General features: G+C 71.4%; 1 protein-coding gene. It reads right to left on the minus strand.

Annotation, left to right across the window (positions count from 1 at the left end; all coding sequences use genetic code 11):
- Nucleotides 1-11,723 (minus strand): amino acid adenylation domain-containing protein (locus tag ACWCRA_RS34940; protein WP_451069448.1); only part of this gene is annotated, 11,723 nt, incomplete at its 3' end.
- Nucleotides 11,724-11,741: the final 18 nt, after the last annotated feature.

Below are 11,741 nucleotides of genomic sequence, written 5' to 3' on the forward strand. Positions count from 1 at the left end.
AACACCCGGTCCCGGGCCGCCGCACTCCAGCACCCGTCCACCACCAGAGCCACCACCGAAGCATGCGAAACCTCCACACCCTTCGGCACACCCGACGACCCCGACGTGAACATCACATACACCACATCAGCGCCACCCACAGCCACCGCGGGCACCCCATCGGGACCCGAGAGCAGCACCTCCGCCCGAACCGCGTCCACCAGCGAACCGGGCACATCCCGATCGGCGACCACCAGCCCAACCCGCCCGAGAACCTGCTCGGTCCGTGCCGCCGGCCAGCCCACATCCACCGGTACGAACGCGGCCCCGGCCTTTGACACACCCAGGAGCACGGCCACCAGGTGCACGGAGCGGTCCATCACCACACCGACGTAATCCCCACGCCCCACACCCCGGGCGGCGAGTCCGCACGCGACCCGGTCAGCGGCCCGGTTCAGCTCCGCGTACGACCACGCGCCCTCCCCGCCCACCACCGCGACCGCATCGGGTGAACGGCCCACCTGCGCCTCGAACAACTCCACCAGCGAACCCGCCGACAACGGACGCTCCGTGTCGTTCCACCCCGACACCACCCGCTCGAACTCGACCTCGTCCAGCACCGCGAGACGACTCAGCCGACCACCCGGATCAGCCGCCATCTGCTCCAGCAACCGCAACAACCGGTCAAGAACCCCCCGCGCCTCCTCAACGCCGAACACATCCGGGCGATAGTTCAACCGCAGACCCAGACCATCACCCAGCGAACCCGCCACCAGACCCAGCGGATAGTTGATCGACTCGCGAATGCCGGAGTCGACCACGCGCACATCGGCCGGTTCCGCGAAGCTCCCCTGTCCACCGGAGGGGAAGTTCTCGTAAGCGAGCAAGGTGTCGAAGTGGGCGCCGGGGCCCGCCAGCCGCTGCACGTCCGTGAGGCTCAGATGCTGGTAGTCCATGAGCGCGGACTGCTCCGCCTGAAGCCTGGCCAGCAGTCCGCCCACCGTCTGCGCCGGGTCCAGCCGGACCCGTACCGGCACGGTGTTGATGAACAGCCCCAGCATGCTCTCCATACCCGGAAGATCAGCCGGCCGCCCCGCCACACTCGCGCCGAAGACCACATCCCGGCGACCCGTCAGCTTCCCCACCAGCAGACCCCACGCCGCCTGCACCACCGTATTCATGGTCACCCCATGAACACGCACCAACTCCGCCAACGCCCTGTTCAGTGCCGGGGTCGCCGCAGCGGACAGGACACGGGACTCCGCCGGGACCGGGTCCCGGTCGGCTGCCGGAGCGATCAGCGTCGGTTCGTCCGCGCCCGCCAGCGCCTGCCGCCACGCCTCCCGCGCCGCCCCCCGATCCTGCCGGGACAACCACTCCAGATAGTCGCGGTACGGAGTCACCGCCGGCAGACCACTCCCGCTGCCACCGGCCTCGTACGCCGCCCACAGCTCCCGCATCAGGATCGGCAGCGACCAGCCGTCCAGCACAATGTGATGGAGGGTGATCATCATCCGATAGCGGTCCGGCCCCATCCGCACCAGCAGAATCCGCACCAGCGGAGGCACGGCCAGATCGAAGCGGTACGAACGCTCCTCGATCCCCAGCCGCTCCACCCCGGCCAGCGCGTCGGCCCCGGACAGCCCCGACAGATCCACCTCACGCCACGGCAGAACCACCTCACCAGCCACCACCTGCACCGGCTGGTCCACGCCCGGGAGCTGCCGGAACCCGGCCCGCAGACTGGCGTGCCGGTCCAGCAGCACCTGCCACGACGCACGCAGCACAGCCGCGTCCAGCGGCCCCTCAAGGCCCAGGTCGAGCTGCTCGACATAGACATCCGTACCCCGCTCGTCGAAGAGCGCGTGGAACAGCAGCCCCTCCTGGAGAGGCGAGACGGGGAGCACCTCCACCAATCCCGGAACCTCCGCCTCCAGCTCCTCGATCCGCGCCTGGTCCAGCGACACGAGCGAGAAATCGGAGGGGGTGTGACCGGCCGTACTGCTTGAACCCGTGGCGTGCGTGACCAGCCCGGCCAGCATCGCCGCCCAGCTGTCCAGCAGCCGGGAGACCGCCTCCTCCTCCCACAGATGCTCGGGCCACATCAGCGTCAGCGACAGCTCAGGACCCTCGCTCAGGTCGTGAACGACTCCGAGTGCCTCCAACGAGTGCGCCAAGGAGGCATCCGTGCTCGGCAGAGCCTCGCCGGCCCGACGCCAGCCTTCCTGGGCTCGCCGAGGGCCGCCCGGAGACGAAGCCGCGTATCTGCCGAGGTAGTTGAAGCCGATCTGCGCCGAGGGCAGTCCCGCCAGCTCGGGCGCGACCTCCGGATGGAGATGACGCAGAATGCCATACCCCAGACCATCACCGGGGACGGCGCGGATCTGCTCCTTCACCCGCTTCAACACCCGCCCGGCGGCAGCACCGCCCTCCCGCACCTCCACCAGATCGACGGAGCCGGCGTCGAGCCGCACCGGGTGGCTGCTGGTGAACCAGCCCACCGTCCGGGACAGGTCGTCGCTGTCGGAGAGAGGTACGCGGCCGTGACCCTCCAGATCCACCAGGAGACCGCCCGCGGCGGCTCCCCGATCGTGCCGCCACTCGGCGACAGCCGCCGCGAGACCCGTCAACAGCACATCGTCGACACCCGCGTGGAAAGCCGTCGGCACGCTGGTCAACAGCTGTGCCGTCTCCGTCATGGGAATCCGGACGGAGGCGGTACGCAGCACAGCACCCGGCCCGCTCTGTTCCGGCCGCTCCGGCCGCTCCGGCCGCTCCGGCCGCGCCGGTGGCACGGTGAGCAAGGGCTCGGAGTCCTGGAGGTACTCCACCCACCGGGGGACCTCCGCCAGCCGCTCCGTGCCGGTCGCCCGGGCCGTCAGCTCGCGGGCCCAGTGCCGGAAGGACACCGGCACCGGGTCGAGCCCGGCGTCACGCCCGGCCGCCAGCTCCTCGTACGCCCGCGCGAGATCCGGCAGCAGCACCCGCCACGAGACACCGTCGACCACCAGATGGTGGAGGACCATCAGGAGCCTGCCGGGTACGTCCGGACCCCGGTCGAACCACACCACCTGGGCCATCACACCGGACTGCGGAGCCATCCGGCCCACGGCGGCGCGGGTCTCGTCGTCCACCAGGCTCTGGAGATCCGGGGCGGTCATCGATTCCACCCGGCGCACCAGGGGCCCGGCGTCGGTGCTCTCCGGGACAACCAGCGAGGGACTCTCGCCGAGCACCAGTCGGGCACGGAGCATGTCATGGCGATCCACCAACGCCTGGACCGCGTCCGTCAGGACGGTGAAGTCCAGGCCCACCGGGGTCTCGGTCAGGGTCGACTGGACCACGGTCCCGGCACTGTCGGGTCCGACCCGTCCGAGCAGTTCCCGCATGACCGGGGTCAGCGGTATCTCACCTGTGCCGCGTTCTTCGCCGGCTCCCCGCTCGGACCCGAATCGCTGGGCCACGGAGGCCAGACCGGCCGGTGTCCTGCGTTCGAATATCTGGCGGGCGGTGATGACGAGACCCGCCCGGCGAGCGCTGGAGACCAGCAGCATCGACATGATCGAGTCGCCGCCCAGCTCGAAGAACGAACCGCCGGCACTCACCTCGTCCAGACCGAGGACCTCGGCGAACAGAGCGCAGAGAATTTCTTCCTCAGGGGTCGACGGCGCCCGGCCGCTACTCTCCCCCGACGACTCGGGCGCGGGCAGCGCGGCCCTGTCGAGCTTGCCGTTGACGGTCAGCGGCAGCGCGTCGAGGAGAACGATCGCGGCCGGGACCATGTACTCGGGCAGCCGGTCTCCGGCGTGCCGCTTCAGCGCGTCGGTGTCGACGGCCTCCGCGGCCGGGACGACATACGCGACCAGGCGCCTGTCCCCCGGCCGGTCCTCGCGGACGACCACCGCGACCTGGCCGACCGTCTCGTGCGAAGCGATCACAGCCTCGATCTCACCCGGCTCGACACGGAAACCACGGATCTTCACCTGCTCATCCGCCCGGCCCGCGAAGAGGAGCTGCCCGTCGACAGTCCACCGGGCGAGGTCGCCCGAGCGGTACATCCGACCGCCATACGGGTTCGCCACAAACCGCTCAGCGGTCAGATCCGGGCGGCCGACATAGCCCCGGGCCAGACCGGCACCCGCCACATACAGCTCACCCGTCACACCCACCGGCACCGGCTGGAGGAAATCGTCCAGCACGAACACCCGGGCGTTGCCGATGGGGGCGCCGATGGCCGGAGGCTGATCCTCCGGACCCATCGCCGGGTCCAGCGGCACAGCGGTGGTGATCACGGTCGCCTCAGTCGGACCGTACGTATTCCACACCCGCGACCCCGCCAGCCACCGGCTCGCCAGATCAGCGTTCAACCGCTCCGCACCCAGCACCCAGTTCCGCACACCCGACACCGCACCCGGATCCAGCACACCCAGCAGCGACGGCACCACACTGGCAACCTCGACTCCGGCGGCACGGATCATCTCCGCCAGCGCCTCCGGCTCCCTCCGCTCCTCACTCGACGCGATAGCGAGCGTCCCACCGGCACCGAGGGTGACCGCGACATCGAGAACCGCCGCGTCGAAGCTGAAGGAGGCGAACTGAAGGGCGACGACACCCTCGTCGACACCGAGCACGGGACGCATCACCTGCGCGAGGTTCGCCACCCCGCCATGCGCCACCGCCACACCCTTCGGACGGCCCGTCGAACCCGACGTATAGATCACATACGCCAACTGCTCCGGACCCACCACCGTGTCGAGCGGCTCCGAGGACTGAGCGGCGATCGCGTCCGCAGCACCATCCAGGAACAGTACGGGCGTATCGGGCCCGGGTACCTCGATGCCGGCCGTGGCCAGGACCACCGAGGCACCACTGTCGGAGATCATGTACGCGAGGCGGTCCTCCGGATGCTCCGGGTCGAGTGGCACATACGCGCCACCGGCCTTCCACACCGCCAGCAGCGCCACCACCATCTCCACCCCACGCGGCAGGCACAGACCCACCACACACTCCCGACCCACACCCAGGGCGACCAGATACCGGGCCAGCCGGTTCGCACGCGCCTCCAACTCCCCGTACGACAACACCACCGACCCACACCGCACCGCCGCGACATCGGGAATCCGAACGGCCTGAGCAGCGAACAGACCGAGGACCGTGTCCGCCGCCACCACCCGACCGGTGTCATTCCACTCGGTGACAATCTGCGCCCGCTCGGTCTCCTCCAGGACGGATATCCGGCTCAGCCGCACGTCCGGATCGGCCGCCACCTGTTCCAGCACCCGACCCAGCCGACGGGCGAGTCCTCGCACCGTCTCCTCGTCGAACAGATCGGCCGCGTAGAGAATCCCGCCCCCGATACCAGCCGGCGCACCCTCGGCATCACGCTCCTCCACCAGATCCACCGACAGATCGAACCGCGCCGCTTCCGCGGCGGATTCCAGCCGGTCGACACCGAGCCCCGGCAGCTCCCAGCGGTCCCAGAGGGAGGTCTCCAGCGCGAGCATCACCTGGAAGAGCGGGTTCCGGGAGAGTGAGCGCTCCGGGTTCAGCACCTCCACCAGCCGCTCGAACGGCACGTCCTGATGGGCGTAGGCCGCGAGGTCGGTCTCCCGGACCCGCGCCAGCAGCTCGCTGAAGGTCGGGTCCCCGCTCAGATCCGCGCGCAGCACCACCGTGTTCACGAAGAGACCGGCCAGACCGTCGAGGGCAGCCTGCGCGCGGCCCGCTGTCGCCGTTCCCATCGGGATGTCGGTCCCGGCGCCCATCCGCGAGAGCAGCACACCCAGCGCCGCATGGACGACCATGAACATCGTCGCCCGGCCGCGCCCCGCCATCTCCACCAGACCGGCGTGCGCCTCGGCGCCCACCCGTACCGGGACGGTGCCGCCCTGGAACGAGGAGACCAGGGGCCTCTGCCGGTCCGTGGGAAGGGCCAGTTCCTCCGGTGCGCCTTCCAGCGCTTCGCGCCAGAAGCCGAGCTGTTCGCTGATGAGACTGTCGGAATCGTCCAGGCTGCCGAGGACCTCGCGCTGCCACAGCGCGTAGTCCGCGTACTGCACCGGCAGCGGCTCCCACCCCGGCGCCCGGCCCTCCCGCCGAGCCGCGTAAGCCGTCCCCAGATCACGCGACAGCGCACCCATCGACCAGCCGTCCACCGCGATGTGATGCGCCACGATCAACAGCACACACTCCGAAGGACCCGTCACCAGCAACCAGACCCGCCAGGGCAGATCCGCACTGACATCGAATCCGAGAGCCGAGTATCCGGCGAGTGCCTCGTCGAGTTCGGCCTCTCCCGATTCGACCACCGTCAGCGGTGGCCGGCCGGCGGCGCCCGTCAGGATCTCCTGGCGCGGGGTGCCGTTCCGCTCCGGGAACACGGTCCGCAGGCTCTCGTGCCGGTCGGCCACATCACCCAGCGCCGCTTCGAGCGCCGCCACATCCAGCTCACCGGACATCCGCAGCGCGAGCGGGAGGTTGTAGGTCGCATCGGCGCCGGAGCCGTTCTCCTCCAGCCGGTTCAGGAACCACATCCGCTGCTGGGCGAAGGAGAGGGGCAGCACCTCAGGCCGGTCCCGGGCAGCCAACGGCACCCGGACCCCGTCCCGACCGGCGTCGATCAGTCCGGCCAGGCCGGCCACGGTCGGCGTGCCGAACAGCTCCCGGATGCTGACTTCGGTGTCGAGGACGGCCCGGACGCGGCCGATGAGACGCATCGCGAGGAGGGAGTCGCCGCCGAGGGCGAAGAAGGATGTCTCGGCCCCGACCCGGTCCGCTCCGAGGACTTCGGCGAACAGCGCGCACAGCTCCTCTTCGAGCGGGGTCGCGGGGCCCCTGCCGTCGGTCGCTCCGGCGAATTCGGGGGCGGGCAGGGCGGCGCGGTCGAGTTTGCCGTTGGCGGTGATCGGGAGGGTGTCCAGGGCCACCACCGCGGCCGGGACCATGAACTCCGGCAGCCGTTCGCCGGTGTACGCCCTCAGTGCCTCCGCGTCCACGGCGGCACCGGGCCCGGGCACCACATAGGCGACCAGCCGCTTGTCCCCCGGCCGGTCCTCCCGCACGATCACCGCCACCTGTGCGACGGACTGGTGGGAGGCGAGCACGGTCTCGGTCTCGCCGGGTTCGACCCGGAAGCCGCGGATCTTCACCTGGGTGTCCGCACGGCCCGCGAAGAGCAGTTGGCCGTCGGGCATCCAGCGGGCCAGGTCGCCCGTGCGGTACATCCGGCCGCCGGAGGGGCAGGCGACGAACCGCTCGGCGGTCAGACCCGGCCGGCCCGCGTATCCCCGGGCGAGCCCCGCCCCGGCGATGTACAGCTCACCGCTCACCCCCACCGGGACGGGCTGGAGGAACTCGTCCAGGACATAGCCGCGGGCGTTGTCGCGGAGCCGGCCGATCGGTACGACGGCCGGGGGTTCGGTTCCGGGTTCGACGGTGTACGTGGTCGTGATGACGGTGGCTTCGGTGGGTCCGTACACATTGACGAGCGTCAGGCCCGGGCAGGCTTCCTGTGCCTTGGCGAGCGCGCCCGCGGGTATGACATCGCCGCCGATGAGTACCTCGGACAGCCCGGCCAGGGCCTCGGGGGACTCGTCGGCCGTGACGCCGAAGAGTCCGGCCGACATATAGATCGCGGTGAGGCCGTGTTCCCGGATCAGTGCGGTGAGGGTTCCGGGCTCCACGCGTCCCGACGGTGCGACGACGACCCGGCCGCCGCACACCAGCGGTACCCACAGCTCGTACGTCGAGGCGTCGAAGGTGTGCGGGGAGTGCATGAGTACGCGGTCCCGGGCGGCTGCGCTCCAGCAGGTGTCGGTGGCGAGGGCGGCCACGGCGGAGTGCGGGATCGCCGCGCCCTTCGGTACACCGGTGGAACCGGATGTGTACATCACATAGGCGACATCGGTGCCGGCCACGGTGACTCCGGGAGCACCGTCGGGGCCGGAGAGCAGTTCGTCCACCGGGACGACCTGGCGGGGGTGGGTGGGATCGCCTGTCGTGTGCCCTGCCACGGTGAGGGCGGTGTGCTCCAGGACGACCCGAATCCGGGCGGCGGGCCAGGCGGGGTCCACGGGCACGAATCCGGCTCCGGCCTTCGACACGCCGAGCAGCACCGCCACCAGCTCAGCCGAGCGGTCCATCACCACGCCGACCAGGTCGCCGCGGCGTATGCCCCGGGCGCCGAGGCCGCAGGCGATCCGGTCGGCGATCCGGTTCAGCTCCGCGTACGACCACACACGGTCCTCGCCGACCACCGCGACCGCGTCCGGTGTACGCCCGGCCTGTGCCTCGAACAGCTCGACCAGGGAGGCTCCGGGCACCTGCCGTCCGGTGTCGTTCCAGCGGTCGACCACGAGGGACCGCTCGGTGGGGTCGAGGACGGCGATCCGGCTGAGCCGGACCTCCGGGTCAGCGGCCATCTGGTCCAGCACCGAGATCAGCCGGCGGGCGAGGGTGCGGGTGGTGGCCGTGTCGAAGGCGCTGAGGAGATGCTCGATCCGGAAGGCCAGGTCGTCGTCGGTCGGGTTCACGATGACGACGAGGGGGAAGTTCGTCGACTCCCTGGCCGTCGAGTCGGTGAGGCTGAGTCCCTCCGTCGGGGGCTGGGCGTCCGGGTCGCCGGGGTAGTTCTCGAAGGCCATCAGCGTGTCGAAGACCGCGCCGGGTCCGGCCAGCCGCTGGATCTCCGACAGGCCCAGATACTGATGGTCGAGCAGCGCGGACTGTTCGGCCTGGAGTTCGGCGAGCAGCCCGGCGACGGTCTGGGCAGGGTCGAGCCGGACCCGTACCGGCACGGTGTTGATGAACAGCCCCAGCATGCTCTCCATACCCGGCAGATCAGCCGGCCGGCCCGCCACGCTGGCTCCGAACACCACATCGCCGCGTCCGGCGAGCTGGCCGACGACCCGGGCCCAGGCGGCCTGGACGACCGTGTTCAGGGTCAGGCCGTGTGTGCGGGTCATGTCCCGCAGGGCGTGTGCCAGCTCCGTGCCCGCCCGGGCCGTGACCCGGCCGAAGGGGGCGGATGCCGAGACGGTGGTGCCGGCGGGCGCGGCCCGGGTCGGTTCGTCCGCGCCGGCCAGGGTTTGCTGCCATGCCTCGCGCGCCGTCTCGCGGTCCTGCCGGGACAGCCATTCCAGATAGTCGCGGTACGGAGCCGCCGGGGGCAGTCCGTCCGTGCTGCCGCCGGCCTCGTACGCCGTCCACAGATCGGTCATCAGGATCGGCAGCGACCAGCCGTCGAGGACGATGTGGTGGAGAGTGATCATCATGCGGTGGCGGTCCGGGCCGGTCTTCACCAGGAGGACGCGCAGCAGTGGCGGCGCCGCGACATCGAACCGGCGCGCCCGCTCCTCGGCGCCCAGCCGTTCCGCTTCGGCGCGGGCCTCGGCCTCGTCCAGTCCGGAGATGTCCTCCTGCCGCCAGGGCAGGGTGACCTCGTGGGCGATGACCTGGACGGGCCGGTCGGCCCCGGCGATGTGCCGGAATCCGGCCCGCAGGCTCGCGTGGCGGGCGATGACCGCCTCCCAGGCGGCGCGCAGGGCGCGGGCGTTCAGCGGCCCCTGGAGCCCCAGGTCGAACTGTTCCACATAGATGTCGGACTCATGCTCGTCGAAGAGCGCGTGGAAGAGGAAGCCCTCCTGGAGGGGGGTGACGGGGAGGATGTCGGCGAGGCCGGGGACGGCCGCCTCCAGCTCCTCGATCCGGTCCTGGCCGACGGTCACGAGCGGGAAGTCCGACGGGGTCCGCCCACCGGACCCCGGGGCCGCCGCGTGGACGGCCAACCCCGCCAGCATCGCCGCCCACCCCTCCACCAGGGAACGCGCCGCCGGCTCATCGAGAACCCGCTCCGGCCAGACCAGAGTGAGCAGAAGCTCCGGCCCCTCCTCCCGGTCGTGCACCACGCCCTCGGCCTCCAGGGCGTGCATCACGGGGTACTCCCCTCCGGCGCCGCCGACCGGGCCGCCTTCGGGCGCCGGTGACCAGTCGCCGGGTACGGAGTCGGGGGCGGCGGGCGCGGGTACCCGGCCGACGTAGTTGAAGCCGATCTGTGCGCCGGGGCCGGACAGTTCGGTGGGTACGGGCAGTTCGGTGAGGCCGGGCCCTTCGGTGAGGCCGGGCAGTTCGGTGGGCCCGGAGGCGGCTCCGGTGGGGAGCCGGCGCAGGATGCCGTAGCCGAGCCCGTCGCCGGGGACCGCCCGTATCTGCTCCTTGACCCGCTTCAGCACGCGGCCGGCCGCCGCTCCACCGGCGCGTGTCTCGGCGGGGTCGGCCGGTCCTGCGGTGAGTCGCACCGGTCGTACGCTGGTGAACCAGCCGACGGTGCGGGAGAGGTCCTCACCGTCCCCGAGCGGTACGCGGCCGTGGCCTTCGACATCGACGAGGAAGCCGCCTCCGGACTCGCGGCCACCACGCCACTCGTCAACAGCCGCCGCGAGACCGGCCAGCAGCACATCGTCGACACCCGCGTGGAAAGCCGCCGGAACAGCCGTCAGCAGCGCCGACGTCACCCCGGACGGCACCCGCACCGACACCCGCCGCACCGACGCCTGCACATCCCGCGCCGCGTCCAGCGGAACCCGCGTCAGCAACGGCTCCGGCCCACTCCCACGCAGAAGCTCCGCCCACAGCGGCACCTCCGCCGCACGCTCCGCACTCCCCGCCTGCGCCACCAGCTCACGCGCCCAGTGCCGGAAGGAGACCGGCACGGCCTGAAGGGCGGGGCTGCGGTCCTCGATGAGCGCCGTGCACACCTCGGCGAGATCCGTCAGCAGGACGCGGAGCGACACCGCGTCGACCGCCAGGTGGTGCACGGCGATCAGCAGCCGGCCGGGGGTCGCGGGGCCGAGGTCGAACCAGACAACCTGGACCATCACACCGGCCAGAGGGTCGAGCCGGCTGACGGCCGCCCGGGTCTCCTCGTCGACCAGCCCCTGGAGATCCCGGCCGGCCGCGTCCACCCGGTGCGCCAACGGCCCGGCGGGCAGCGGCTCCGGGACGACGAGCCGCAGCTCGGACGGCTCGTCGCCCTCCAGCCGCGCGCGGAGCATGTCGTGGTGGTCGAGGAGGGTCTGCACGGCGTCGGTGAGGACCGGGAGGGTGAGGCTCGCGGGGGCCACCACCAGCGCCGACTGGATGACCTGGCCGATCCTGGCCGCGCCCGTCCGCTCGATCAGTTCGCGCATGACCGGGGTGAGCGGTATGTCTCCGGTTCCGGGGTCGCCGCTGGTGGCCGGCGCGAGATCGCCCATGATGGCGAGGCGGGCGAGGTTCGCCGGGGTCCTGCTCTCGAACACCTCACGGGCGGAGATGACCAGGCCCGCGCGGCGGGCGCCGGAGACCAGCAGCATGGAGAGGATGGAGTCGCCGCCGAGTTCGAAGAACGAGTCATCGACGGAGACGCGCTCCAGGCCGAGCACCTCGGCGTACAGCCGGCACAGTTTCTCCTCGACCGGCGTTCCAGGGGTACGGCCCCGTGTTCCGCCGCCGGTGCCGGGTGCGGGGAGGGCGTTGCGGTCGAGTTTGTCGTTGACGGTCAGCGGGAGCGCGTCCAGGACGACGAAGGCCGTCGGGACCATGTACTCGGGCAGGCGGTCTCCCGCGAAGTCCCGTACCGCACCGACATCGACACCCCCGGCGGCCGGGACGACATAGGCCACCAGGCGCCTGTCCCCCGGCCGGTCCTCCCGCACCACCACCGCGACCTGACCCACGGACCCGTGCAGCGCGACAACCGCCTCCACCTCACCCGGCTCCACCCG

This window comes from Streptomyces sp. NPDC001889, from assembly GCF_053594535.1.